We start from the raw sequence: 23,507 nt of genomic DNA, 5'->3' as shown, positions 1-23,507 counted from the left end.
CAGCCATTATGATTCAAGCGAGTCAAACTGCCAATTTATGGTAAATGATATCGGGGAAAAGTCGATGTCATGCTAAGCTGGAACTTGTTCTTCCAAGAAAATGTAGATATTGACGGAGCACCACCCAAAAATGGGTGCTCTTTTCGCGCTGAGGGCAAAATCAATTGATAAAATCAAATATCATCTCTTTTGAGCGATTCGTGAGGGATATATTCTCCAAACAAAAACTTAAACGTCAACATCGCCCAGACGCTATAAAACACGATAATCATAATCGCCCTCCCCGGAGTTTGCGGGCTGAAGTCACCGAGCGGAACAATAACCATTACAGTAATTGTTGCTACCGCTGATATGACGAGTGCAAGAATTATGTTAGCCAATATTAAAGCAGCCTCTCTAGGATCTCTCCAAGGCATACATTCAAACATTTACCACTAATTCTCGATAGACGAGGAATGCTTATAATAGCATTCCCGAGAGTATTTCTATCAAAATATTGTAGTATGTCAGCTCGTCATAGCACTCATCACACACTACAATCATTCTTCTCATCTTTTTATAACGTTATAGCTGCACAAACTCGTACATTTTCCACACGCCAATTTAAGCCGCTCAGAAATCGGCAATTAGGGCCGCAGAGCGACTCTAGAGCGTCAGTCGCGTGTCCTGCTCGATGACGGTGTAGCCCTGTGCAGACAGCGCCGCCGTCCGGTATCGCTGGCCCACGAACCACTGTGGTAGTCGTCGGAGGCCGAATCGGCGATCCGAGGTCGTGTCGACCACGACGATCGTCTCGTCGTCGCGGGCCTCGATGTCGACGCGGTAGGTTCCCCACGACTCGTCGCCGACGGTGACCACCAGTTCGAGGTCGGCGTCGTCGCCGGGTCGGGTCTCGACGTGCAGTCGGACCGATCGCAGTCCCAGGAGATACGAGATCTCGTAGCTCCAGCCTCCGTCGACTCGCTCGACCTCGTCGGCCAGCTCCCACTGGAAGACCAGCGGTGGCGGGCTGGCACTCTCGAAGGCCGCACGCACCTCGTCGGGACGCTGCTGGGTCGACAGCGTCGTCGTCCCACCGGTCTCGAAGATGGGGACGCGGACGACGACGAACACGGCGACTGCGACCGCGAGGCCGACCGCCAGCGGGAGCGTGATGATCGCGGCGGCCGCGACGAGTCCGACGAGGACGGCGATGCCGGCACTGATCGGTCGTTCGAGGCGTCGGTATCGACGGACGACGGCGGAGACGTCTCGCGGAACGTCGCTGTTTGTGTTGGAGGGCACAGACGCCACTGTCGGTGCCAGTTTCCTATGTGTTGCGTTCTGTCCCAGCCGAGCGCGACAGCGGAGCCCTCACGTCGTCGACCAACGGGACGCCGGTGTCCGGAGCGCCGCCGGCTGGCACCGTCTCGTGCTCGTCACTGTTATCTTTCCCCCAGTCCATTGCCCGACGATGACAGACATCTTCGCGATCCGCTCACAGCGCCAGCGACAGGTCGTCGTCGGTGCGTTGCTGGTGTACGTGGCGCTGTTCGTCACGGAACTCTCGACGACGAACCCCTACGCTGGGCCGCTCTCGGATCTCCTCATCGGCGTGCTCGTGTTACTGGCCTGTGGCGTCGGCACTCGGCGGATCAGTCGCGCCCGCGAGACGGAGCCCGTCGCGGTGGCGCTGGTGGCGACACTCGGTATCGCCGGGCTGTCGATCGCCTATCAGGGTCTCGCGGGGTTCGAACTCGTCCAGCGAGTGCGCTTGATCGACACCGTCGGCTCGTTCGCGCTGCTCGTCGCGGTCGGACTGTACTTCTACGATCAGTACGCGTGAGGTCGTCGGTCGGCGTGCCCGCCACGAGAGTCACTGTTTTATCGCCGAACGTCCAACGATCTCTCGATGCGTCTCGACGAGTTCATCGAGGGGTTCGATCGCGACGAGGCCGCCGAGCGGCGTCGCCTCGCCGAGGAGAAGTCCTACGAGATCACGAACCACCTCGAGGACGTCGAACGACAGTTCGAGGAGACCGTCCAGGGCGACGCGCTCTTTGGCTCGACCGCGCCGGAGATCTTCGTCGGCCGGTCGGGCTATCCCGACGTGTCGACGGGCGTGCTCTCGCCGATGGCGTCCGACGCCGACGCCGGGCAGTTCGCCACCAGCGGCCAGTGGTACCGGGACGGGCTGGGGATCGACGACGTGCTCCAGCGCCGGACGGGGCTGCTCAACTCCACGCGCTCGGCGAACGTCGACGTGTCCGACGTGTGGGACGGCTTCGTCGGCACGCAGCGCGAGGTCGCGATCGCCGACCACCCGGTCGATGTGGAGGTCGGACTCGACGGTACGCCGGACTTAGACGTTCGCTTCGACGACGTGGGCACGCCCACGGGGCCGCGCGCCAGCGCGACCACCGCCGACCTCGCGGAGAACCCACACGTCCCCCGCGCCGTCGAGAAGACCCTCGAGGACGACGACTGGCAGGCAGAGGGCGCGATGAACTACCTCTACCGCCGGGGATTCGACGTGTACGAGGTCAACACGATCCTCTCTGCGGGCGCGCTGGGACGGGGCCGCCAGCGCAGACTCGTCCCGACGCGGTGGTCGATCACCGCCGTCGACGACACGGTCGGGCAGTATCTGCGGGGGACGATCCAGAACCGCAACACCATCGACCAGACCGAGGTCTGGTACAACGAGTACATGGGCAACCGCTACTGGGTCCTCATGGCTCCGGGCCAGTGGGAGTTCGAACTCGTCGAGATGAAAGCCCCCGAGAGCGTCTGGAACCCGACCGGCCAGACCCACTATCTCGCCAGCGCCAACGAGGGCTACGAGGGCCGCACTGGCTACGTCGAGGAGACTGCCGGCGCGTACTACGCCTCGCGACTGGGCGTGCTCGAACACCTCCAGGAGCGGGACCGTCAAGCGAAGTGCCTCGTCTTGCGGGAGGTCACGGACGACTACTGGGCACCGGTCGGCGTCTGGCAGGTCCGCGAGGGCGTCCGAAACGCCTTCGAGGCGGGCGTCGCTCGCGAGACGAGCGAACCCGGCGACACTGCCTACCAGGACCAGCCCGCCGTCGCCGAGAGCTTCCGCGACGCCGTGACTGCCGTCACCGAACAGCTCCCGGTGTCGCTGGGGACGCTCCGGCGCAAATCCGACATGGTCGCCGGGCTCCAGTCGACGCTGGCCGACTTTTGATCGCCGACAGCGCTTATACGCCTCGCCGTCCAGACGCCGGTATGGAACCGCTACAGCTTCCGGTCGGCGTCGAACTGCTCTTCGTCGGCGCGCTCCTGTTGCTCTTTCTCGTGGTGTCGCTCGCGCTCGTCGGCGGCGTCTTGCTCGTCAGACAGAACCGTTCGCCAGACCAGCAACGACTCGACCGACTGGAACAGCAAGTCGAAGAGCTACAGCGCCGCGTGGACCGACTCGACGACCAGTAAGTTCTTGTTCTGGCGTGACAGATGTGCCGGACGTGATTGCCCTCCAGATCGGTCTCCCAGGTACGCAAGAGCTCGTGATCGTGTTCTTGATCCTCATCATGCTCGCGGCCCCTCTCCTGTTGGTCGTCGGACTGGTCGTGCTTCTCTTGCGGTGGCTCTCGGGCGACGACGAGACCGACGAGCGCGTGGCAGAACTCGAACGCGAAGTCGAGCGGCTCCGGCACCAGCAGTCCAGCGCCGAGAGCGACACCGACGACGAGCGGCGGGATCGGTCCGACGAGGCGGCTCGCAGTTGAACCGGCGTGACCACGGGTCGCGCTCTCGCGCGAACTGACGGCTCTCTACTCGGCGTACAGCGTGTCCGCTGGACGCGCCGTGAACGGCGACTGCGACAGAACAGTCCGCTGTGTTACTCGGTCGGAACCGGGCCGTCGCCGAGCACTTCACGGACGGCCGACTCGAACTCGCGGCGGTGCTCGAAGTAGGGGACGTCCACGTCGTCCATCAGGTCGGCGAGTGGCTGTGGACCGTCGGGCGTGCGGATCTCGGTGTCGCCCTCGCGCTCGACGATCGTGCTGTGCTCGATACCCCACGTGAGTCGGGAGCTAACGCGTGCCAGGGGCGCACCGGCGACGGAATCGCCGTCGCCGAGTTCGACTGCCGGCCCCTCGTCTGTTTCCTCGTCGTCGCTCATACTGCCACCTTCCGAGCGGCCGTGATTAGGGTTTTCGGAACGCTGGCGTCGGCTCCCGTCGAACGACCACCGCACTGGCGTGTCGATCACCCCGCCTGCTCTCGCAGGGCACCTCATCGTCACCGTTCGAGCTTTCCGAGATCCCTCACGACGTTCGGGCTCTCTTCCCGTCTGCCACGCGTCTGACGGGTAGTTTTGAGGGCAGCGGCCCTAGAACGCCCCATGACGAGTCTCACAGACGTGTACGAGGGCAACGTCGGCCGGGTGGCCAGCCGGCGACAGCAGCTCCTCGGCAGCGGGCTCTTTCTCGTCGGCGGGACGATGGTGGTGGGTGCCATCGCGCTGGCGACGACGAACGTGGGTGTCCAGTCGCTGGGACGGTACCCGGCTCGGGAGCTGGCGGGCGTCCTCGCGGGGCTGGGCTTGCCGGCCGTGTTGCTCGGGGTCTTCGCCGTCCTCCCGGCGTCGCGGTCGGTCCGTGGGGCTGCAATCGTCGGGACGGGGATCACGGCGATCGGCGTCGCCATGTTCCAGCACGTCTATCCCTACGACTGGGTCACCGCCGCGCCGCTGCTGACGCTGGCGACGACGGCCGTCTACTTCTTCGGCGTCGTCACGATCTTCTGGTGTCTGTTCGTCGCGCTGGCGACGTTCAAGACCCGCAACGATCCCGGCGGGACGGCCCGCATGGAGATCACCCGCCAGGGGACGATCCAGCTCGTCGAAGAGGCCCGCTCGCTCGGTCGCTTCGGCGGCGTCGGCCTCTTCGGCACGGACCTCGACGGCGAGGTCGAGACCCAGACGAACCGCGAGACCGCGTCGACCGGCCACGACGGCGCGACCGTCACGGGAGCCACACGCGCCGACAGCGACGTGACCGACGACGGCGGGTCGCCAGCCGCCGATCGCCGGCCGGACGACGCTCGGCGTGACCGGGCCACCCAGACGGATTCCCTCGATCACACCGCCGACACCGCCACGGGCCACTCCGGGGGGCCACAGACAGAACCCAGCGCCGACGGCGGCGAAGTGATCGACGCCGACGGAACGGCGACCGGTGGCGCGGCCTTCAGCAACGACTTCCTCGATTCGACGAGCGACGGTGACGAGGAGGATGACGAGGACGCCCTCGAAGCGTACTGCGGGAACTGTCGGCACTTCGAGTACGTGATGGAAGACGGCGAGTCGACGCCGTACTGTCAGCTCCACGAGCGAACCATGGACGACCTGGAGGCCTGTTCGAGCTGGCTGGAACGCTGATACGGACGGCCGTCGCGATGTACCGGTGAGCGTTGAGCCGGGAAGACGCTCACCGGTACGCAACGACAGCGCTCCGTCTGAGCGGTGAACCCCCGAGCTTAAACCACTTCGATGGCAATCCCAGTCAACTATGGAGTTCTGTGACGACTGCGGTTCGATGATGAAAGCCGAAGACGGCGTCTGGGTCTGTGGCAGTTGCGGTGCCGAGAAGGCCCGCGACGCGGCGGACGAAAGTTCGATGGTGACCACGCAGGGCCAGGAAGAGAGCGAGATCGTCGACACCTCCGAGGTTGAGGCCGAGGACATGGGGCCGACGACGGACGCACACTGTCCCGAGTGTGGCAACGACCGGGCCTTCTGGGAGATGAAGCAGATCCGGGCCGCCGACGAGTCCGAGACGCGCTTTTTCACCTGTACCGAGTGCGACCACAAGTGGCGCGAAGACGACCACTGACAGTTCGACGGAACTGTTAGGTGGGTGCCACTGTCAGTACGAGGTGTGTCACCTTCCGACGAACGGTTCCCTTCGGTCCCCGAGCAACGCCTCGCCGACGGCGACTGGACGCGAACCGACGAGACCGTCGAGACGGTGTTTCAGCTCCCCGGGACCCGCGTCGAAGGCGCGACGGTGCTGTACGGTGACGAGCGAACGCGTCGGGCCGCCGCCGAGTACGGCGGTCGGGACCAGCGCTGGCGGTTCTTCTTCGCGACGAAACTGACCTTCACGCCGTCGCTGTCGCCCGGCATCGGCCCTGCGATGATCCTCCCGACGGTCCGCTCGGAGGCCAACAGGACGTTCAAGTCCGAGCTGCGCGACCGTGGCTTCGAGTCGATCGGCCGGGGCCGCACAGAGCGTGTCCGCGTCGCGTCTGGTGATCGAGCGAAGCTCACACAGTATCGGGCAGAACTGCCGCTGTCGGAGCTGGACGCGACGCTGCCGATCACCGGCTGGGTCGGCGTCTGGCACGGCGAGGGCTTTCGCATCGGTGCCGGCGCGTACCCGGACCGCCCCGTGGCCGAAGTCCTCGGAATCGACGAGCCACCCGCGGTGCTGACGAGGACGCCAGAGCGGTACCGAAACGAGCTGATCGAGCTGATCCGGGCGATCGAGTAGGCCGGTGATCTCGCCGGCAGCGCCACTCGCCGTGGAGGAAACGCCTTTCTTTCGGGACCTCGATTCGGGGACCGTGAACCGGACCAGCCACACGCAATCTCCACTGCGGTCGAACGACCACCGAGATGTCTGACGCAGAACCACCCGTCGGGAGACTCGGGCGCGTGTCGTCGGACCCCCGCGCGCTCGCGGCCGTCGTCGTCGCAACGTGGGTCGCGGTGGAGTTTCTCGTGCGTCGTCGCGGGACACCACTACTCGCCGACGCGGTCGGAAGCGGTGCGGGTGCGGACATGCTCTTGATCGCGCTCACGTTCCCGGCTCTCGCCGTCCTGGCAGCGACTATCGGGAACCGGCGCGGCATCGGGCCTAACCGCTGGCGCTACGAGCTATCTCGGGGTGCCGTCCTCGGTGGCCTCGTCGGCGTCGTCGTCTACTTCGTCCTGTTACTGGCGTTCGCGGTCGTCTACGTCTTCACCGTCGGCGTCCCCTCGGTACCGACACCTACCGGCGGTGCCGAGACGGCCGTCTGGGTCCTCGTGACACTCCTGGTCGTCAACGGCGTCGTCGTCCCGATCGCAGAGGAGTTGGCCTGGCGCGGCGTGGTCCAGACCGCACTCGTCGACGCGTACGGCCCGGTGCTGGGAATCAGTGTGACTGCCACGGCGTTCGTGGCGAAACACGTCGTCGTCGACCTCGGTGCGCCGACGTTCCGGCTCGTGTCGCTGATCGTGATCGCGGTCGTTCTGGGCGTTCTCAGACACCGCTACGGAACGGCCAGTAGCACGATTTCACACCTCGGCATCAATCTGTTGGCGACGGGTATCAGCCTCGGCTGATCGTCGACGACGCGCAGTCGAGCCGCACGGACCGACAGCCGCCAGTGTCAGGGGTTGCGTGCGAACGTCAGGTAGCCGGTGTGCCCGACGCCTCGCGTCGACGGCCGGGTGCCGCGCTCGCTCACGTCGAGCGCGCGCTGGATCGTTTCCAGCGTCTCCGCGTCCTGTAGCCCGGCGTCCCGTGCGGTCTGGATCGCTTCGCGGGCCTGCTCGACGAACGGCGAGTAGACCGCGAGAAAGCCGCCGGGGACGAGCAGCTCCGGCGCGCGTTCGACGACCGCCGCGGCGTCGCCGGTGTCGAGCGTGACCACGTCGAAGTCGCTCTCGGTAAGCGTCGACAGGGCCGCCGTCACGTCGCCGCTGCGCACGTCGACGCGGTCCTCGACGCCGGCCATCGCCATGTTCTCGCGGGCCACGTCGGCGAAGTCGGGATCGAGCTCGTAGGTGGTCACCGTCACGCCCATCCGCGCGAGGTAGGCCGCGAGGACGCCCGTTCCGGTGCCGGCATCGAGCACGCGGTCGCCCGACTGGAGGCCGGTCTTGCCGACGACGATCCCGATATCTCGTGGCATCATCGGTGCGCCGGTGCGTTCGAGGTGGTTGAACAGGTCCGGGCCGCGCAGCTCGCGCACGGTGAACGGCTCGTCGAGGTGCGTCTCGACGATCTGGCCCGGCTCGGGATCGTCGGGGACCTCCAGCACGCCGAGGTCAGTCTCCAGGGTCTCGCCGGCCGCGAGGAGGTACTCGCGGTCTTCGCCCTCGTGGATGAGGAGGTAGGTCACTCCAGACGCTCGACTGCGCCTGCGAGGTCGCCGTCCTCCGCTTCGAGCGCCTCGCGGGCGGTCCCCTCGTCGACGCCGGCACGCATCGCGACCAGCTCTACGTCGTCGTCGGGAATCCCGCTGTCGCCGGTGGCGTCGTCGGCCGACGCGTCGGACTCGCTCTCACCGTCGTCGCCGGCTTCGAGCGCTCGCTCCTCGGGCTCGCCGACGACCTGATAGGTCGACTGGCCCTGGGCCTCCATGAGCTGGACCTCGGCGTCGGTGAAGTACAGCTCCTTGTCGGGGGTCCGAATGATCACTTCTTCGGCATCGATGTCTTCCATGTCGATGCCCATCTGTTCCATCATCTGCTTCATCTTGCGCGGATTGAGTCCGCCGCCGCCTCCTCCGAACATACCCGTCCGTGCGTGGTCCGCCGTCAAAAGGACACCGACCTGTGTCGTCGCGTGGGAGCGCGATCGAAAATCAGTGCACACCCGACGCACGACGGTGGTGCGATCGGCGTGTGAGTCGGTTCAATCGCTACTGGCTTCAGACGAGTCTGGACCGGCCCCGTGGCGTACTTTCACCGCCATCCCCGTCCCGAACGACAGCATCGCCTCGCCGGGCAGTTCCGCGCGGCCGACGCCCAGGAGGTCGCCGTCGTAGTGGACCACCAGCACCTCGTCGCCCGGCCGGATCCCCTCGTCGGCGTCGGTGACGAACTTCGCGAAGGCGTTGCGTCCCTCGCGGACGAACGGCTCGCTGTCGTCGCCGACGACGACCTGGTGGCGCGCGTCGTCGAGGCCGTCGAGGAGGCGTCGCCCACCGGCGACACCCAGGGTGAATCGACCGTCGCTGCCGTACTCCAGCAGTCGGTCGTCGCCGTCCCGTACCTGTCGCGGTCGTCCCGAGCGCGTCGTCGTCACGTCCAGCCCGTCCACGTCCGGGAACAGCGCCTCGTCGGCTCCGGGGCCGAACTGGTAGGTCGCGACACGCGTCAGGAGATCGGCGGCTCGCTCGCTCATTGTCCGGCGAAGGTCGCCGTCGACCAAAAGTCGACCGTTCTGGCGGGCCGCGAGTGACCGGCCCGGCGGCGACACCTGCGGAGGGGTGACTGGCGACTTCGGGTGTAGACCCTCGATACTGTGGGATATTTCCTGATTAACCGTGATAGTCTCCGGCGATTTTGGGGAAATTTATACCGGATGACCCACTAGCCGACGGTATGGCAACCGATACACGAAAGGTCGTACTGGGCACGCTCTTGCTCGTCGCCAGCAGCGCGATCATCCTCGGCACCGGTCAGTTAGGCAGTGGTTTCCCGGTCTGGGCGGCCTCGATCGCCGCGCTCGGGATGGCCGCCGGTGCGCTGTTCGTCGGCACTTCCGAAGAGAAGCGCCCGGTCTAAGCTCGCTTTCGATGGCGGCCACTCTCGAATGCCACACCAGCTACGACGCGGTCGATTGTCTTCGATAGCGCACGAGGTTTTTCGCGATAACCGAGCAGATGATCCCCGCAAGCAGCGTCACGAGTAGCAGCCGTTCTCCGTTACCCGACGCCGACGGATCGAGGCTGAATTCGATCATCACAGACACCAATACCACTGCTGGTACGGCCACCGCTGGCAGTGACGCGGGAGAGATCGCTCGCGAGGGACGTCTGTTCCGTCGGCCCTTGACGATACTGCCAGCTGCATACGGAACGACCGACGCGACAGCGTCGACCACAAGTATTCGCTGCACTGGGCCCAGCTCTTCGACGACGAAATTCGAGATTGACGATAGGTGTTCTGTCAAGACTGCCAGCGAACTGTCCAGTGCCCACGGGAAAAACAGCAGTACTACCGCAGATACCGGCATTGCGACGACGAACAGCGTGGTCGAACCGGCTATTCCCCACTGTGTCCGCCGGTCGTCGATCCGCGCGAGTCCGTACTGCAACGGAACGAAGAACGCACTGAGAAGCCAGAAGTAACCCAGGTGCAATCTGAACAGCGTCTCCGGATAGAGTGTGTCGAACTGTAGTGGTGTTACGAGACTCGTGCTAGCTATCGCCGTCGCAAGTAAGCCGGGGGCGGTCAGGAGTGCGAGCAGTCGTCTGGTCGAGAGGTGGTGTTTTCGTTCATAGTGTACGAGTGCTCCGACGATGAGGTAGGCGAGACCGAACTGGGCGTACACGAGGAACCACTGCCCGAGTTCTCCCTTGGACGAAAGATAGCTGGCAATGACGAACCCAACCCCGATAGCGAGCGTAGCGAATATGAACGGTTGCGTTCGGTCCATCGTCCAAGACGAATATGGTTGCTAACTTCCAGGACGCTATTTCTTATGATTCTAATGGTGGACTGAAGTGGCCAGGGTGGCCAAAAATCACCGCACCCAGAACGAACAGAGTCTACAACAGGTACTGCTCGGCGTCGTCGCTGAGGTTCCGGAAGTGGTCCGCGGCCTCGACCAGTTCCTCTGCGGTCGATTCCTCGAAGCCCATCGTCTCGACTTTGACGCCCTCGTGGCGGAGATATCGACAGAGACGAGCGAAGTCGCCGTCGCCGGTGATGAGCACGACCGTGTCGACGTGTGGGGCCAGCGAGACGGCGTCGAGGCTCATCCCCACGTCCCAGTCGGCCTTCTTCGAGCCGTCGCCGAAGGTCTTGATGTCCTTGATGCGGGTCTCGAAGCCGATGTCTTCCAGCGCCTCGAAGAAGCTCTCCTCTTCCGGGGAGTTGGCCCGGATCACGTAGGCGATGGCGCGAGTGAGGGCTCGGCCCTGGACGGCCTCGTCGAGCAGCGATTCGTAGTCGATGTTGCGCGAGTGGAGACTCCGGGCGGTGTGATAGAGATTCTGGGCGTCGGCGAGCACGCCGACACGCTGCCCCGGATGTGAAACGACCATGTACTCGTGTGAGGAAGCGGCGGGAATAGCTCTTGGGGCTCGCAGTGGTCGGCGGAGCTACTCAGACTCCGTCTCGTAGGCCTCGCCGACCGCGGCGGGCACGCGCGTGTACCCCACCAGCGTGAGCACGACGAGCACGGCGACGTAGGGGAACAGTCCCGTGATCGATCCGGGCAGCGCGATGCCGACCGTCTGGAGCTGGATCTGGAGCATGTCCATCGCGCCAAAGAGCAGCGACGCGAGGAAGGCCCCGATCGGGTTGTAGTTGCCAAAGAGGTAGGCGACGATGGCGATCCAGCCCCGGCCGTCGACCATCGTGACGCCGGTGCCGGTGAACCCGCTCCCGATGCCGACCGACAGCGTCGCGCCGGCCAGGCCCGCCATCGCCCCCGAGAAGATCACGGTGGCGTAGCGAACACGGTTCACGTCGACGCCGGCCGTGTCCAGCGCCTCGGGGTTCTCGCCGGCCGCCTGGATCCAGTAGCCGTAGCGCGTGCGATAGAGGACGACCCACGCGAGGGCCGTCAGCACGAGCGTCAGCAGGACCAGCGGGGACGCGTCGAACAGCAGCGGTCCGAGGACCGGCACCTCGGCGAGACCCGGAATCACGACGTCGTTCACGTTGGGCAGCGTCGGGCTGGAGACGCCACCCCACAGAACCGTCGCGCCGAAGGGGCCAAAGCCCAGGCCGATGAACCACACCGCCAGCCCGGCGACGATCTGGTCTGCCTCGTACCGGATCGTCAGGACGGCGAAGGCCACCGTCAGCAGGGCACAGAACACGACTGCCACGAGGATGGCCAGCCAGAGATCGCCCTGCGTGATCGCGCTCTCGCCGGAGATGAGCCACGCCGCGGCGGCGGCGGTCAAGGCCCCGAAGATCATGAACCCCTCCAGACCGATGTTGAACACGCCGCTCTTCTCGGCGTACAGTCCGCCGATCGCGGCCAGCGCGATCGGCATCGCGGCCTGAAGTGATCGCTCCGCGGCTCCGACGGTCAGCAGCGCCGCGCCGGGCAGATCCAGCAGCGTGATCGCCGCGACGGCAGCGAGCGCGGCGAGCCCGCCGCCGACGGCGAGTCGGTGCTCGGCCGCGTAGTCGGCGACGCTCATCGCTCGTCACCCCCGAGTCCGAAGCGGCGGGCACTCATTCGGAACAGCTCCGGGGCGGCGACGAACAGCACGATGAGACCGATGACGCCGTCGACGAGCTCCGAGGGCACGTCGAGCGTGAACCCGATGTACTGGCCGCCCGCGTCGAGACCGCCAAAGAGCAGGCCGGCCGGGATCACGCCCAGCGGGTTGTTCGCCGCCAGCAGGCTCACGGCGATGGCGTCGAACCCGAAGCTCGGGAACGTGCTCGGGTCGCTGTAGTACCCCAGGACCATGATCGCGAACATCGCACCGGCGACGCCAGCGACCATCCCCGAGAACGTCATCGTCGTCACGACCGTCCGCTTCGGGTCGACTCCGGAGTAGGCCGCCGCAGACTCCTGGTAGCCGCTGGTCACGAGGTCGTAGCCGAAGCTCGTGCGGGCCATGACCACGTAGACGCCGATCGCAGTCGCCAGCGCGACCCCCAGCCCGATGACCGAGAACGAGCCGCTCCCGAACGCGAAACCGGGCAGGTCGACGTAGTCGGGGAACGACTCCGTGTTCGGTGCGGAGGTCCCCGACGGTCGGAGGTACGCGTCGATGAGGAAGTAGACGACGCCCGACGCGATGAAGTTCAGCATGATCGTGGTGATCACTTCGTTGGCGTCGGCGTAGGCCTTCATCAGCCCCGGCAGCGCCCCGTAAGCACCGCCCGCGACGATCGCCGTGATCGTCCCGAGGACCATCAACACGACGCCCCCGACGGGGCCGCCGGGCAACAGCGGCGCGAGAAAGAGGATCGTCAGCGCGGTCGCGAACCCGCCGACGACGAACTGTCCCTGCACGCCGATGTTGAACACGCCGGCCCGAAAGGCCACGGCGACGGCGACGCCGGTCAGAATCAGCATCGTCGACTGACGCAGCGTGAACGCGACGTTCGAGAGGTTCCCGACCGCGCCGTACAGCAGCGACGTGACGAACTCCACGGCGTCGTAGCCGGTCGCCCAGACGATCACCGAGCCGATCAGCAACGCCAGCAGCGTCGAGACGACCGCCAGCGCGAACCGTTCGAGGACGCTCGCTCGCAGCATCCGGTCGGCCGCCCGATCGAGGACGGCACGCGCTCGGTCGCTGGCCGTGCTCACCGCCCGACACCTCCGTCGGCGGCCGCCCGCTCTTGCCCGGCCATCAGCAGGCCGAGTTCCTCCTCGGTCACGGAGTCTGGATCGACCACGTCGACGAACTCGCCCTCGTGGATCACCGCGAGGCGATCCGAGAGCTTCTGGACCTCGTCGAGCTTCGAGGAGACCAGTAGAATCGCCATCCCCTCGTCGCGCATCTCGTGGAGTCGACCGTGGATGAACTCGATCGAACCGATGTCGACCCCCCGAGTCGGATGTGAGGCGACCACCAGGTCCGGGTCGTGTCTGAGTTCGCGTCCGACGACGAACTTCTGCTGGTTGCCTCCCGAGAGCGACCCGGCGTCGGCTTCGACGTGGGGCGGTTGCACGTCGTACTCGGCGACGATCTCGGCCGCGTGTTCGCGGACGCGATCCCAGTCGACGAAGCCGTTCTCGACGAACGGCTCGATGGTCTGGTTCCCGAGCAGGGCGTTCCGGACGAGGTCGTACTCCTGGACGAGCCCCTCGGTCTGGCGGTCTTCCGGGATGTAGGCGATGCCCGACTCGATGCGGTCGCGCCGGCTCGTCTCGGTGATGTCTCGCCCCTCGAAGCTGACCGTCCCGGACTCGATCGGCCGCAGTCCGGTGATCGCTTCCACGAGTTCTGCCTGCCCGTTGCCATCGACGCCCGCGATCCCCAGCACCTCGCCGGACCGCACCGAGAGGTCGATCCCGCTGACCTGTTCGAGCCCGCGGTCGTCCTGGACGCGCAGATCCGCCACGTCGAGGGTGACCGAACCGGGTTCGGTCGTGCGCTCTTGTCCCTCGAAGAGCACGTCTCGGCCGACCATCATGCGCGCGAGTTCCTGCTCGCTCGTCGTCGCTCCGTCGACGGCCCCGACCGACTCGCCGTCCCGGAGGACGGTGATATCGTCGGCGACGGCCATCGCCTCGTCGAGCTTGTGGGTGATGAAGATCAGCGACTGGCCGCGCTCGGTCAGCGCTTCCATCACGTCGAACAGTTCCGCGACCTCCTGGGGAGTCAACACCGCGGTGGGCTCGTCGAGGATCAGCGTGTCTGCCCCCCGGTAGAGGCTCTTGACGATCTCGACGCGTTGCTGGACGCCGACGCCGAGATCCTCGATTCGCGTCTCCAGGTGCTGGTCGACGTCGAAGCCGTAGGTCGAACAGACCTCGTCGATCGTCGCCCGCGCGCTGGCCTCGTCGACGAGCCCGTTGTCGGTCGGCTCGTGGCCCAGGACGACGTTCTGGAGGACGGTCATCGTATCCACGAGCTGGAAGTGCTGGTGGATCATGCCGACCCCGGCGTCGATCGCGTCTCGCGGCGAGTCGAACGTCCGGGGCTGTCCGTCGACGCGGATCGTTCCCCCGTCGGGTTCGTAGAGCCCGTAGAGGACGCTCATCAGCGTCGTCTTGCCCGCCCCGTTCTCGCCGACGAGCGCGTGGACCGTCCCGCGTTCGAGTGTGAGGTCGACGCCGTCGTTGGCGACGACATCCCCGAAGCGTTTGGTGATGCCGTCGAGTTCGACGGCTGGTGCCCCGCTCCCGCTCATGGCTGTGTGGTGGTGGTGTCGTGTCTCATAAAGTGCGATGGTGGCTGTGGCTTCAGTCCTGACAGCCGGCGGCCGTACAGGGGACGGTCACGTCGCCGTCGACGATGGCCTGCTTCGACTCTTCGAGGTTCTGGCTCACGGCGTCGGGCAGCTTCGAGCCGATGGCCTGGCCCAGCACGACTGCGACGGCGTCCTGATCGAGGCCGAGGACGTTTCGACCGCTGACTTCGTCCCAGTTGTCCTGGACGATGCCCTCCGCGACCCGGTACGTCCCTTCGTTGATGCGCTTGATCGCCGAGCCGATGATCACGTCCTGGTAGTCCGGCAGCGTCACCGACTGGTCGGCGTCGACGCCGATGGCGAAGCGGTTCGCTTCCTGGGCGGCCTGGAAGACGCCCTGTCCGGCGGCCGCCGCGGCCTGGTAGACGATGTCCGCCCCGGCGTCGTACTGCGAGGAGGCGATGTTGGCCGCCGTCTGTGTGTCCTCGTAGTTACCGATGTAGCCGACGCGTACGTCTACGTCCTCGTTGACCCACTCGACGCCAGCGACGTAGGCGCGTTCGAACGCGTTGATCAGCGCCCCGTCGACGCCGCCCACGAAGCCGACGGTGGTCCCGTCGGGGTCGTTGGCGTTCCCTTCGTGCGTGAGTTCTCGGGTCGTCATCGTCCCGGCGAGGACGCCCGCCTGGAACGACATCTCGTGGTTGGCCCAGATGTAGCCGCCGACGTTTGGCCGTTCGACGTGGTCGTTGATCAGCATCCAGCGCTGATCGGAGTACTCCTCGGCGTTGGTCTCCAGTGCCTGGGTGTGCTGGTAGCCGACCAGGACGATCAGGTCGTAGTCGGGGTTCTGGCTCTCTGCGAGGCGGGACTGGACGGTCCCGTAGTTTGACTGGTTGGTCTCTTCGACCTGCTGGAGCTCGATGTCGTACTCCTCGGCGGCGTTTTCCAGCCCCTCCAGTGCGAGGTCGTTGAACGCGCGGTCGCCGAAGCCGGCGGAACTGGAGACGATCGCGATGTTCGTCGTCCCGCCGCCACTCTCGGTCGTGTCCGTCTCCATCTCGCCGTCGCTGTCACCATCGCCGCCGTCACCGCCACTGTCGCCGGTCAGACAGCCGGCGAGGCCGCCGGTGATAGCGACCGCCGCTCCCGACCGGAGCACGTCGCGTCGGTTGATCGGTGTGCCGGAGTCTCCCCGCTTGTCGACTGCCGTCGATTCGTCGTCTGGATCTGGTTCTGAAACCATTGGGATGTGGATATAATTATTTTCTAGGTATATAAGTTCGTCCCCAAAACAGGCGGACGAGGCGGTGAAGTCTCCACGAAATACTCTAGAGCGTGTGGAATTTCGATATCAGAATAAAAATACAAAGCCCGTCGCCGACCGAACTCGCGCCACCACGACCGCCCGTCGCCTCGCACGGAGTCCTGTCGCTCTGTCTCGGAGGGACTCTGGGAGGGCGTGGGATCGACCGGGAAAACGACGACGACCGTCCGTCTCAGTCTTCCGCTTCGAAGCCCGCGATCGTCACGGGCAGCCGACCGGTGGCCCGGCGCTGGCCGGCCAGGATCTCGCCGGTCACCGACAGCGTCGCGGGCGTGTAGTCGTAGGTCGACACCGCCGTCGACACGTCGGGGAAGCGAGCGAGGTCGTAGGGGTTGCGCACCACCAGCGCGGCGAAGGCGTCGACGGCCTCGTCCAGTTGCTCGACCGCTCGCACCTGCTCGTCGTCGCCAGCGGCGTTGTAGGTCGCCAGCACGACCTGCTCGTCGCCCTCGAACGACGGCAGGGCGTCGGCGGTCTCGACCACGTGCAGTTCCACGTCGAAGCCGCCGGCTTCGAGTGCGTCGGCGACCAGTGTCGGCTCGTAGCGGTCGTCCTCTGCCGGCGAGGCGCGTCCGCCGGGGAAGCCGACGAGGTGCAGCGGTCGTCCGGTGTCGAAGGGGATCGTCTCGTTTCGATCCCGTGGGACCGTGATGCCGGCCGCCGCGACCTCGCGGCCCACGTCGCGGGAGCGCTCGCTCGTCGCCTCCCAGCGGTCGAGCGAGGGGGTCTCCTCGCCGACCTCGCGTCGCTCCTTGTAGTCGAGGATGCGCTCGACAGCGTCGTCGATCCGCGACTCGTCGATGCGGCCTGACTCGACGGCGTCGACGACGGCGTCGACGGCGGCCTTCTGGACCTCGGGGGTGTGACAGACCAGGAGGAGATCACAGCCCGCTTCCACGGCCTGGACACACCCTTCCGGCGTCCCCATCTCGTCGGCGATGGCGTTCATCTCCATCCCGTCGGTGACGACCAGGCCGTCGAACCCTAACTCCTCGCGGAGGAGTCCGGTCTGTACGTCTCGGGAGACGGTCGCCGGGAGTTCGTCGTCGCCGGTGATCGTCGGGAACGAGACGTGTGTCGTCATGATCGCGTCGATCCCGTCGTCGATCGCCCGGCGGAAGGGGGCGAGTTCGACGGCGTCGAGGCGCTCGCGGTCGTGGTCGACGACCGGCAGCGAGTGGTGCGAGTCGGCGCTGGTGTCGCCGTGGCCGGGGAAGTGCTTCCCACAGGCCAGCACGCCCTCGGCCTGCATGCCGTCGGCCATCGCCGCGCCGAGGTCGCCGACGAGTTCGGGCTCCTCGCCGAACGACCGCACGCCGATGACGGGGTTGTCCGGGTTGTTGTTCACGTCCAGCACCGGCGTCAGATCGAAGTTGACGCCGATGGACGCGAGTTCCGCCCCGACAGCGCCGCCCACCGAACGGGCGAGGTCGGCGTCCCGGCCCGCACCGATGCTCATCTGACTCGGGGGTTCGGTCCCCCAGTCGGTCCGTGAGACGACGCCGCCCTCCTGGTCGGCCGTCACGAACAGCGGGATCTCGGGCTCCGTTTCGGTGGCGATGGTCTGTAGCTCGCGGCTGAGCTCGGCGACCTGCTCGGGCGAGTCGATGTTCCGGCTGAAGTAGATGACGTTGCCACAGCGATAGTCGGTGAGGAGTTCGCGGAGGTCGTCCGTCGGTTCCGGTCCCTCGAAGCCGACGACGAACAGCTGTCCGACTTTGGTGGCGAGATCGAGTTCGGCCACGTCTGGCAGAGACATGGTGATACTGTCTCAATTGCACCCACGTAGTTCTGTCGGCCCGACGCTCCGATTTTCCCATTAGAGAACGCATGCGCGCCGAAAACGGTACTTTCGGAGATCGTTTCCCCATACTCACCGAACGGGGTCACCGTTTCAGCGTGCTGTAGGTCGCCTTGGCGAGGTCCATCCCGATACCGTCGGACTCGACGACGTAGTAGGGAACCAGGTCAGCGCCGAACTTTGACTTGTACCGGCAGAGTCGCTCGGTGTTCGCGCCCATCAGGTCGTAGCCGGTCACCGACGAGAGCGCGTCGTCCGCGACGATGTCGGCGATGATCTGCCAGTGGACGAGACTGTTGATGCTGACGCCCTCGTAGGTGCTCCGCGTTCCGCCCTGCCAAAAGTACGCGGCGTCGGGCGAGTACAGCGCCGTGATCCCGCCGAGAAAGGATCCGTCGGGTCCGCGGGCGACGTAGGGGCGTGCCCGGTCGCCGAGCGCCGCCACGAGATCGCGGACGTACGACCACTCGATGGGAAAGGACCGATCCTGCTCGGCGTAGCGTTCGCGGGTGGCCTCGTAGATCGCTCGGGCACCGTCCAGGCCCTCGACGCTCACGTTCACGTCAAGTTCTCTGGCCGAACGGATCTCTCTGCGGAGGCTACTGGAGAAGCCCGCCATCGTCTCGTCGGTCGTCGCGTCCGCGAGGTCGAGGCGGTAGGTAAACTGCGTCGTGAGGTCGTACTCCGCCCAGACGTAGGGCCGGGGGTCGAGGTACTGGCTGTTACAGACCATCCGGAACAGCGACAGCGAGCCGCCGGTGTCGATCGTCTCCAGCACCGCCTCGGTGAACTTCGAGTTGACCGATTCGATCTTGCGTTGCTTGGGGCTGGTCGGCATCACCACGGGACCGAGCCGCGGGACGTTCATCGACGGCGGCGGCGACGTCACTGTCGTCCCGACGAGCTTCGAGTCGGTGACCACCGGGAGCAGTCCGATCGCCTGCTGGCCCTTGAACCCGCCGTACAGTTCGAGGTCGCCGTCGACGTGGTCTGCGAGCACTTCGAGGGCCTCGGGCTGGTGGAAGAGTTCGATCCCCGAGTCCGGAACTGCCTCGCCCCACTCGTCGATATCGAGTCGTTCGATCTCCATCTCTCACCGGAGAACCTGCCCGTTCGGGCTTTGTTATCGACCTCCTACGCCGGTCACTGGGTCGCTCGTTCGCTCTCCGGCGTCGGGACCTGCGCTCTGTCGTCTTGCCAGTGTTCGTAGAGTTGCCCCGGCGGTCCGACCCACGCACCCATATCGAGCGCGCACTCGATCAGCTCTCGGTAGAGCTCGGTGTACCCGTCGTAGTCGGAGCTGAAGTAGCGCGGATGCCACAGCACCGTCATCACGCCCTCGTGGTCGCACGCCTCGTCGAGGAGTCGCCGGCAGGCCGCCCAGGCGCGTTCGTACTCCTCGCCGGGGTTCGGTAGCGCACACTCCATGAGCACCGTCGGGAACACGACGAAGTGGTCGTCGAACGGACGGAACGGGCGGTAGCCGTCCTGGAACCCGAACTCGGCGGACGAGCCGGGCGAGGCGTCGTACTGGAGGCCCATCGAACGCTGGTAGCGCCACGTCGTCGGCCGCTCCAGGTTGAGGTAGTGCTGGCGGCCGCCGCGCACGGCCCGTCCGAGAGTCTCTTCGAGCCACTGCTTCTCTCGTTCCAGCATCGACGGCTCCCGGTAGGACTCGTAGGAACCGTGTAACCCAACCTCCCAGCCCCGGTCGTCCAGCGACGACATCAGCTGTGCGATGTCGGGATCGCCGAGGTCGTACCGGCCGGCGTAGAGCCGCCAGCTCTCCGCGTCGGTCCACTCGCTGACCGAGCGATCCCGGAACAGCGACTGTTCGGACAGGAAGTAGAACGCCGACCTGACGCCCAGCGACCCCTCCAGTGAGACGATGTCTTCGAACGTCCAGTAGGGGTTGCGCCACGGCAGCAGGTCCAGCAGGTGTGAGGGATCGCGCTCGGCGACAGTGTAGTACAGCGACTGGTAGGTCTTGTACGGTCGATCCACGTCGTGAGTGAGACAGAGTGCGAACTCGGCGTCTCCGGGTACCCAGTCAGACATCGCTTCCTCTCGGGCCGTGTCTGGTCGGTTCCGTCACGGTCGATACCGGTAGCCCCCTCGCCAGCGTCCGGCAGACTCCTGTTTGTAACATCGCTACCATCTGTGTTGCGGTTCCACGGACGCTCGATACTGGCATTGTTATAGGGTATTTACCAGGCGACTCCGATCTCCGGCGGTGGACGCCGTCGTCGACCGCCGTCCGAGAACCGGCAAACACAACGCATAAGTCCGTCGCCCGACCCGTGTGCAGTATGCGACGGGACGCACGACTCCGTCTCGACAGGGTGGCAAGCAGTGCGTCCACGCCGCCGAAAAAGCGCAAGCGCCCCTTCTGACGGCTCGCTGCGGGCGTGGCGCTCCCGTCTCGGGCCGGTCGCTCTTTTGCCGGGTATCGACGCCTCGACCACCACCGACACACGACAGCAATGACACAGATCGACCTCACCGGCGTGTTCCCTGCGATTCCCACGCCGTTCCACGACGACGACGACCGCAGCATCGACTTCGAAACACTCCGACGCGACGCACAGCGCCTCGAAGCGGCAGGCGTCGATGGCCTCGTCCCGGCCGGCTCGACCGGCGAGTCGGCGACGATGACCCACGACGAACACATCGAGGTCGTCGAGGCGGTCGTCGACGCCGTCGACGACGTCCCGGTCATCGCCGGGACGGGGAGCAACAACACCCGCGAGGCGCTGTCGCTGTCCCAGCGAGCGGCCGACGCCGGTGCCGACGCTCTCTTGCTCATCTCGCCGTACTACAACAAGCCCGAGCAGCGCGGTCTCGTCGACCACTACCGGACCATCGCCGACGCCGTCGACTGCCCCCAGATCGTCTACAACGTCCCCTCTCGGACCGGCCAGAACATCGAGCCCGACACCGCCGTCGAACTGGCCAGCCACGAGAACGTCGCGGGGTTCAAGGCCGCCAGCGGCGACATGAATCAGATCTCCGAGATCGTCGAGCGGACCCGCGACGAGGACTTTTCGGTGCTGTCGGGCGACGACGGCATGACCCTGCCGATGCTCTCGATCGGCGCGGACGGCTGTATCAGCGTCGCCGCCAACGTCGAACCCGAACGCACCTGTGCCATGGTCGGCGCGGCCGTCGCCGGTGACTACGAGCGTGCCCGCGCGATCCACCACGAACTCGGACCGCTCTTCCGCGCGCTGTTCGTCGAGACGAACCCGATTCCGGTCAAGGAGGCGATGCGAATTCGGGGATACGGACCGGCCCACCTCCGCCAGCCTCTCTCTCGGCTCGCCAGCGAACACGTCGACCGGCTCGAAGCCGTCCTCGCCGACCTCGCCGACGAGGACCTCGAAGCCGAGTACGAGGAGGCCGAGCGATGACGCGGATCGCCGTCTGTGGCGCGACCGGCCGGTCCGGGGCCGCGGTCGTCGAGGCCGGACGAGCACGTGACGACGTGGAGATCGTCGCCGGCTTCGCCAGCACGACCGACGAGACGGACGGTCTGCCACTGCGTCCCGCCAGCGAGGCCGGCACGGTCCTCGAGGAGTACGACGTGGACGCCGTCGTCGACTTCTCGACGCCCGAAGCGACGATGGACGTGCTCGCGGGCTGTCTCGACAACGGCGTCGCGCTCGCGGTCGCGACGACTGGCTTCGACGAGGACGAACTCACACGACTCCGGGAAGCCGCCGACGAGATCCCGGTCCTGAAGGCGACGAACTTCTCGCGGGGCATCCAGGCCCTCCTGCGGACGGTCCGCGAGGCCGTCGGCGCGTTGGACGACTACGACCTCGAACTGCTGGAGAGCCACCACAACGGGAAGGTCGACGCCCCCTCGGGGACGGCCAACACGATCCTCGAAACCGTCCAGGAGGAGCGCGACGTGGAGCCGGTGTACGGCCGCGAGGGCCACGCACCCCGAGACGACGACGAGATCGGCGTCTTCGCCCGCCGTGCCGGCGACATCCGCGGCGAGCACGAGCTGCTGCTGGCGGGCAACGACGAAGTGCTCTCGCTGTCCCATCGCGCCGAGGATCGCGGCGTCTTCGCCGCTGGCGCGCTCGACGCGGCCCAGTGGCTCGTCGGCCGCGCGCCCGGCTGGTACGACTTTGAGGCGGTCGTCGACCACGCCTGACGCGGCCTCGTCGCGACACCGAGTGGGTTCGCACGCTGTCGTCTCGACTCGGGATCACCGACCGGCGGCCAGCCGTCGATAGACCGGGTACAGGGTCGCGTAGACGCTCGTCGGGACCTGGCGAGCCGTCGCCTGCAGGAGGCGCTGGCCGAGCGGTCGAGCCGACTGCTCGACCGACGCCCCGAAGTCGGCGTCGCGGAGCCACCCGAGCAGCTCCGCGCCGCCGGGTGCCTCGATCGCCTCGACCTCGCGGGCGGCGTCCTGTAACGTCTCCCAGTGGTAGCGTTTCTGTGCCGAGAGGTGTTTCTCGCCGGACTCGAAGGTGTCTCTGATCGCCGCGACCGTCGCGGCGTCGTAGTCGTACCCGTGGTCGTTCGGATCGAGGCCGGCCAGCAGGAGTCCGACGATCGTCCGGTAACACTTCTCGCAGTGGCTACAGTTCCGCGGCCCCTCGGCGTGGACGCACGTCCGGAGCGTGATCTCTCGGGAGTGGCTGTCCACGTAGTCGGCGATGGTCTCGATCTTCTCCTGGCGGGTCGACTCGTAGCCGTCGTGAGTCGCCGCCGTGCCGCTCCACCGGACGTGGTCGTCGATCGTCGGGTGCGAGCCCCACGGACGGGTCCACGCCTCGGTGTGGGTCGCTGCGATGTACAGCCGGCCGATGTCCGCGGCCGCCGTCAGTGGCGCACACAGGCCGAGCAACCCCAGTCCGTGGCCGACGGAGCTGTACCACGCGCCGTCGAGGTACCGCTGGAAGTGGGCCTGCAACAGCGGCGTCGCGAGGAACGACAGCATGTTCGACTCGACGAAGTGCGCGTCGAGGCCCCGCTCGGCTGCGAAGTCGGCGAAGAACTCGCGGTTGCGCTGCCAGCGGTCCCGGTCTCGCATCACCCACCCTCTGACGCTGATCAGGTCGGGCTGTTCGGACTCGTGGCGGACGTACGTCGCCGTCGAGTCGACGCCGCCGGTAAACAGCAACGCGCTGCCCGCGCGCTCGCCCGGATCGTGGCTCCCGTCGACGGTCTCCCCACAGACGATCCGTCCTCCCTGCATGAAGGACGGGTACATCTCACAGAGGCGCTGGCCGACGTGTCTGAGCGAGTCGAGGAACGCCGCGTCGACGCGATCGACTGCGACCGTCGCCCCCGTCGCCCAGGCGACTGGACAGACGTGTGCGAGCACCGGAATCACGAGCAGTGACTCGGGCACGGCGGTGACGTCGACGCCGTAGTCGGCGACGAAGGGCTCGTCGGTGACGAAGCGCCCGACGCGGCCACTCGTGGTCACCGTCGCTCGCAGCGTCGTGTCGGTCGCCGTGACATCGTCGACCGTCACGCGATTCGTCTCTCCGCGCACCTTATCGGCCTCGCTCTCGTGTCGTCGCGGCGGTCGTCGTGTCTCCCTGACGCTTCCCGGCCGTCGTCTCGCT

Annotated in this window: 27 protein-coding genes; 11 read left to right on the top strand and 16 right to left on the bottom strand. The window is 66.2% G+C overall.

Annotated features, from left to right (window positions below):
* Positions 1–173 precede the first annotated feature (173 nt).
* Entirely contained in the window at positions 174–428 is a 255-nt protein-coding gene (locus tag AC5FRZ_RS13000) for a hypothetical protein (protein WP_493564790.1), read from the bottom strand.
* 217 nt (positions 429–645) lie between these two features.
* Positions 646–1,284, bottom strand: a complete 639-nt coding sequence (locus AC5FRZ_RS12995) for a hypothetical protein (RefSeq protein WP_493564789.1) — start codon at positions 1,282–1,284, stop codon at positions 646–648.
* A gap of 169 nt (positions 1,285–1,453) precedes the next feature.
* Here AC5FRZ_RS12995 and AC5FRZ_RS12990 point away from each other — a divergent pair, with 169 nt between their 5' ends.
* The 4 genes from AC5FRZ_RS12990 (at position 1,454) to AC5FRZ_RS12975 (ending at position 3,731) form a co-directional block, all read left to right on the top strand.
* A complete protein-coding gene (locus AC5FRZ_RS12990; protein ID WP_170095167.1) occupies positions 1,454–1,825 on the top strand; it encodes a hypothetical protein in 372 nt (123 codons plus the stop codon).
* Between the two features lie 66 nt (positions 1,826–1,891).
* Complete coding sequence (gene nreA, locus AC5FRZ_RS12985; RefSeq protein WP_493564788.1) at positions 1,892–3,190, top strand: DNA repair protein NreA; 1,299 nt, start codon at positions 1,892–1,894, stop codon at positions 3,188–3,190.
* Positions 3,191–3,231: 41 nt separating this feature from the next.
* Entirely contained in the window at positions 3,232–3,435 is a 204-nt protein-coding gene (locus tag AC5FRZ_RS12980) for a hypothetical protein (RefSeq protein ID WP_015764138.1), read from the top strand.
* Between the two features lie 32 nt (positions 3,436–3,467).
* Positions 3,468–3,731: a preprotein translocase subunit TatA gene (locus AC5FRZ_RS12975; RefSeq protein WP_493564787.1), complete on the top strand. Its 264-nt coding sequence runs from the start codon at positions 3,468–3,470 to the stop codon at positions 3,729–3,731.
* 113 nt (positions 3,732–3,844) lie between these two features.
* On the opposite strand, the gene AC5FRZ_RS12970 is transcribed toward AC5FRZ_RS12975, so the two are convergent.
* Positions 3,845–4,129, bottom strand: a complete 285-nt coding sequence (locus AC5FRZ_RS12970; protein WP_170095164.1) for a DUF5789 family protein — start codon at positions 4,127–4,129, stop codon at positions 3,845–3,847.
* 222 nt (positions 4,130–4,351) lie between these two features.
* On the opposite strand from AC5FRZ_RS12970, the gene AC5FRZ_RS12965 reads away from it, so the two are divergent.
* The 4 genes from AC5FRZ_RS12965 (at position 4,352) to AC5FRZ_RS12950 (ending at position 7,339) form a co-directional block, all read left to right on the top strand.
* Positions 4,352–5,389, top strand: coding sequence for a cell division protein CdpA domain-containing protein (locus tag AC5FRZ_RS12965; RefSeq protein ID WP_493564786.1), 1,038 nt, complete (start codon positions 4,352–4,354; stop codon positions 5,387–5,389).
* A 130-nt stretch (positions 5,390–5,519) separates the two neighbouring features.
* The gene (locus tag AC5FRZ_RS12960; RefSeq protein WP_153554185.1) at positions 5,520–5,843 is read left to right on the top strand and encodes a transcription factor S; all 324 of its coding nucleotides are present in this window, start codon (positions 5,520–5,522) and stop codon (positions 5,841–5,843) included.
* Between the two features lie 45 nt (positions 5,844–5,888).
* Positions 5,889–6,503 (top strand): DUF6517 family protein, encoded by a 615-nt coding sequence (locus AC5FRZ_RS12955; protein WP_170095162.1) that lies wholly within the window; start codon positions 5,889–5,891, stop codon positions 6,501–6,503.
* Between the two features lie 125 nt (positions 6,504–6,628).
* Positions 6,629–7,339, top strand: coding sequence for a CPBP family intramembrane glutamic endopeptidase (locus tag AC5FRZ_RS12950; RefSeq protein ID WP_493564785.1), 711 nt, complete (start codon positions 6,629–6,631; stop codon positions 7,337–7,339).
* Positions 7,340–7,386: 47 nt separating this feature from the next.
* Here AC5FRZ_RS12950 and AC5FRZ_RS12945 read toward each other — a convergent pair whose 3' ends face one another.
* From AC5FRZ_RS12945 to AC5FRZ_RS12935, 3 genes are all read right to left on the bottom strand, one after another.
* Positions 7,387–8,121 (bottom strand): tRNA (adenine-N1)-methyltransferase, encoded by a 735-nt coding sequence (locus AC5FRZ_RS12945; RefSeq protein WP_493564784.1) that lies wholly within the window; start codon positions 8,119–8,121, stop codon positions 7,387–7,389.
* The gene (locus AC5FRZ_RS12940; protein ID WP_170095161.1) at positions 8,118–8,516 is read right to left on the bottom strand and encodes a nascent polypeptide-associated complex protein; all 399 of its coding nucleotides are present in this window, start codon (positions 8,514–8,516) and stop codon (positions 8,118–8,120) included. The genes AC5FRZ_RS12945 and AC5FRZ_RS12940 overlap by 4 nt, the downstream gene beginning before the upstream one ends.
* 120 nt (positions 8,517–8,636) lie before the next feature.
* On the bottom strand, positions 8,637–9,128 hold the full coding sequence (locus AC5FRZ_RS12935; RefSeq protein WP_493564783.1) for a PUA domain-containing protein: 492 nt from the start codon (positions 9,126–9,128) through the stop codon (positions 8,637–8,639).
* Positions 9,129–9,328: 200 nt separating this feature from the next.
* On the opposite strand from AC5FRZ_RS12935, the gene AC5FRZ_RS12930 reads away from it, so the two are divergent.
* Positions 9,329–9,511 carry a hypothetical protein gene (locus AC5FRZ_RS12930; protein ID WP_170095159.1) on the top strand — a complete coding sequence of 61 codons (183 nt, stop codon included), beginning with the start codon at positions 9,329–9,331 and terminating at the stop codon, positions 9,509–9,511.
* 40 nt (positions 9,512–9,551) lie between these two features.
* On the opposite strand, the gene AC5FRZ_RS12925 is transcribed toward AC5FRZ_RS12930, so the two are convergent.
* The 9 genes from AC5FRZ_RS12925 to AC5FRZ_RS12885 all read right to left on the bottom strand — a co-directional run bounded on the left by AC5FRZ_RS12925 (position 9,552) and on the right by AC5FRZ_RS12885 (position 19,971).
* Positions 9,552–10,385, bottom strand: coding sequence for a hypothetical protein (locus AC5FRZ_RS12925; RefSeq protein ID WP_493564782.1), 834 nt, complete (start codon positions 10,383–10,385; stop codon positions 9,552–9,554).
* A gap of 112 nt (positions 10,386–10,497) precedes the next feature.
* A complete protein-coding gene (locus AC5FRZ_RS12920; protein ID WP_153554176.1) occupies positions 10,498–10,995 on the bottom strand; it encodes a LabA-like NYN domain-containing protein in 498 nt (165 codons plus the stop codon).
* A 57-nt stretch (positions 10,996–11,052) separates the two neighbouring features.
* Positions 11,053–12,108, bottom strand: a complete 1,056-nt coding sequence (locus AC5FRZ_RS12915; protein ID WP_170095157.1) for an ABC transporter permease — start codon at positions 12,106–12,108, stop codon at positions 11,053–11,055.
* A complete protein-coding gene (locus AC5FRZ_RS12910) occupies positions 12,105–13,235 on the bottom strand; it encodes an ABC transporter permease (protein ID WP_244256774.1) in 1,131 nt (376 codons plus the stop codon). Before AC5FRZ_RS12910 ends, AC5FRZ_RS12915 begins: the two co-directional genes overlap by 4 nt.
* The gene (locus AC5FRZ_RS12905) at positions 13,232–14,785 is read right to left on the bottom strand and encodes an ABC transporter ATP-binding protein (protein WP_493564781.1); all 1,554 of its coding nucleotides are present in this window, start codon (positions 14,783–14,785) and stop codon (positions 13,232–13,234) included. The genes AC5FRZ_RS12910 and AC5FRZ_RS12905 overlap by 4 nt, the downstream gene beginning before the upstream one ends.
* A 52-nt stretch (positions 14,786–14,837) precedes the next feature.
* A complete protein-coding gene (locus AC5FRZ_RS12900; RefSeq protein ID WP_206039173.1) occupies positions 14,838–16,031 on the bottom strand; it encodes a BMP family lipoprotein in 1,194 nt (397 codons plus the stop codon).
* A gap of 253 nt (positions 16,032–16,284) precedes the next feature.
* On the bottom strand, positions 16,285–17,871 hold the full coding sequence (nagZ, locus tag AC5FRZ_RS12895) for a beta-N-acetylhexosaminidase (RefSeq protein WP_493564780.1): 1,587 nt from the start codon (positions 17,869–17,871) through the stop codon (positions 16,285–16,287).
* A gap of 127 nt (positions 17,872–17,998) precedes the next feature.
* The gene (locus tag AC5FRZ_RS12890; RefSeq protein WP_170095154.1) at positions 17,999–19,003 is read right to left on the bottom strand and encodes a GNAT family N-acetyltransferase; all 1,005 of its coding nucleotides are present in this window, start codon (positions 19,001–19,003) and stop codon (positions 17,999–18,001) included.
* A gap of 53 nt (positions 19,004–19,056) precedes the next feature.
* On the bottom strand, positions 19,057–19,971 hold the full coding sequence (locus AC5FRZ_RS12885) for a polysaccharide deacetylase family protein (protein ID WP_170095153.1): 915 nt from the start codon (positions 19,969–19,971) through the stop codon (positions 19,057–19,059).
* Positions 19,972–20,396: 425 nt separating this feature from the next.
* Between AC5FRZ_RS12885 and dapA the strand changes: the two genes are divergently transcribed.
* A complete protein-coding gene (gene dapA / locus AC5FRZ_RS12880) occupies positions 20,397–21,323 on the top strand; it encodes a 4-hydroxy-tetrahydrodipicolinate synthase (protein WP_208626831.1) in 927 nt (308 codons plus the stop codon).
* On the top strand, positions 21,320–22,078 hold the full coding sequence (dapB, locus tag AC5FRZ_RS12875) for a 4-hydroxy-tetrahydrodipicolinate reductase (protein WP_493564779.1): 759 nt from the start codon (positions 21,320–21,322) through the stop codon (positions 22,076–22,078). Before dapA ends, dapB begins: the two co-directional genes overlap by 4 nt.
* A gap of 54 nt (positions 22,079–22,132) precedes the next feature.
* Here dapB and AC5FRZ_RS12870 read toward each other — a convergent pair whose 3' ends face one another.
* On the bottom strand, positions 22,133–23,413 hold the full coding sequence (locus AC5FRZ_RS12870) for a hypothetical protein (protein ID WP_493564778.1): 1,281 nt from the start codon (positions 23,411–23,413) through the stop codon (positions 22,133–22,135).
* Positions 23,414–23,507 lie beyond the last annotated feature (94 nt).

Source organism: Halomicrobium sp. HArcht1-1 (assembly GCF_058933285.1).
Note: the sequence above shows the minus strand (reverse complement) of the source record. Positions and strands in the feature narration are given on the sequence as shown.

What these genes read in the sequence shown, in the direction of transcription:
- dapB (WP_493564779.1), top strand. Translation starts at nt 21,320, where the DNA reads ATGACGCGGATCGCCGTCTGTGGCGCGACCGGCCGGTCCGGGGCCGCG.
- AC5FRZ_RS12925 (WP_493564782.1), bottom strand. Translation starts at nt 10,385, where the DNA reads ATGGACCGAACGCAACCGTTCATATTCGCTACGCTCGCTATCGGGGTT.
- nagZ (WP_493564780.1), bottom strand. Translation starts at nt 17,871, where the DNA reads ATGTCTCTGCCAGACGTGGCCGAACTCGATCTCGCCACCAAAGTCGGA.
- AC5FRZ_RS12915 (WP_170095157.1), bottom strand. Translation starts at nt 12,108, where the DNA reads ATGAGCGTCGCCGACTACGCGGCCGAGCACCGACTCGCCGTCGGCGGC.
- AC5FRZ_RS12900 (WP_206039173.1), bottom strand. Translation starts at nt 16,031, where the DNA reads ATGGTTTCAGAACCAGATCCAGACGACGAATCGACGGCAGTCGACAAG.
- AC5FRZ_RS12940 (WP_170095161.1), bottom strand. Translation starts at nt 8,516, where the DNA reads ATGTTCGGAGGAGGCGGCGGCGGACTCAATCCGCGCAAGATGAAGCAG.
- AC5FRZ_RS12930 (WP_170095159.1), top strand. Translation starts at nt 9,329, where the DNA reads ATGGCAACCGATACACGAAAGGTCGTACTGGGCACGCTCTTGCTCGTC.
- AC5FRZ_RS12920 (WP_153554176.1), bottom strand. Translation starts at nt 10,995, where the DNA reads ATGGTCGTTTCACATCCGGGGCAGCGTGTCGGCGTGCTCGCCGACGCC.
- AC5FRZ_RS12885 (WP_170095153.1), bottom strand. Translation starts at nt 19,971, where the DNA reads ATGTCTGACTGGGTACCCGGAGACGCCGAGTTCGCACTCTGTCTCACT.
- dapA (WP_208626831.1), top strand. Translation starts at nt 20,397, where the DNA reads ATGACACAGATCGACCTCACCGGCGTGTTCCCTGCGATTCCCACGCCG.
- AC5FRZ_RS12990 (WP_170095167.1), top strand. Translation starts at nt 1,454, where the DNA reads ATGACAGACATCTTCGCGATCCGCTCACAGCGCCAGCGACAGGTCGTC.
- AC5FRZ_RS12970 (WP_170095164.1), bottom strand. Translation starts at nt 4,129, where the DNA reads ATGAGCGACGACGAGGAAACAGACGAGGGGCCGGCAGTCGAACTCGGC.
- AC5FRZ_RS12935 (WP_493564783.1), bottom strand. Translation starts at nt 9,128, where the DNA reads ATGAGCGAGCGAGCCGCCGATCTCCTGACGCGTGTCGCGACCTACCAG.
- AC5FRZ_RS12965 (WP_493564786.1), top strand. Translation starts at nt 4,352, where the DNA reads ATGACGAGTCTCACAGACGTGTACGAGGGCAACGTCGGCCGGGTGGCC.
- AC5FRZ_RS12980 (WP_015764138.1), top strand. Translation starts at nt 3,232, where the DNA reads ATGGAACCGCTACAGCTTCCGGTCGGCGTCGAACTGCTCTTCGTCGGC.
- AC5FRZ_RS13000 (WP_493564790.1), bottom strand. Translation starts at nt 428, where the DNA reads ATGTTTGAATGTATGCCTTGGAGAGATCCTAGAGAGGCTGCTTTAATA.
- AC5FRZ_RS12960 (WP_153554185.1), top strand. Translation starts at nt 5,520, where the DNA reads ATGGAGTTCTGTGACGACTGCGGTTCGATGATGAAAGCCGAAGACGGC.
- AC5FRZ_RS12890 (WP_170095154.1), bottom strand. Translation starts at nt 19,003, where the DNA reads ATGGAGATCGAACGACTCGATATCGACGAGTGGGGCGAGGCAGTTCCG.
- nreA (WP_493564788.1), top strand. Translation starts at nt 1,892, where the DNA reads ATGCGTCTCGACGAGTTCATCGAGGGGTTCGATCGCGACGAGGCCGCC.
- AC5FRZ_RS12950 (WP_493564785.1), top strand. Translation starts at nt 6,629, where the DNA reads ATGTCTGACGCAGAACCACCCGTCGGGAGACTCGGGCGCGTGTCGTCG.
- AC5FRZ_RS12905 (WP_493564781.1), bottom strand. Translation starts at nt 14,785, where the DNA reads ATGAGCGGGAGCGGGGCACCAGCCGTCGAACTCGACGGCATCACCAAA.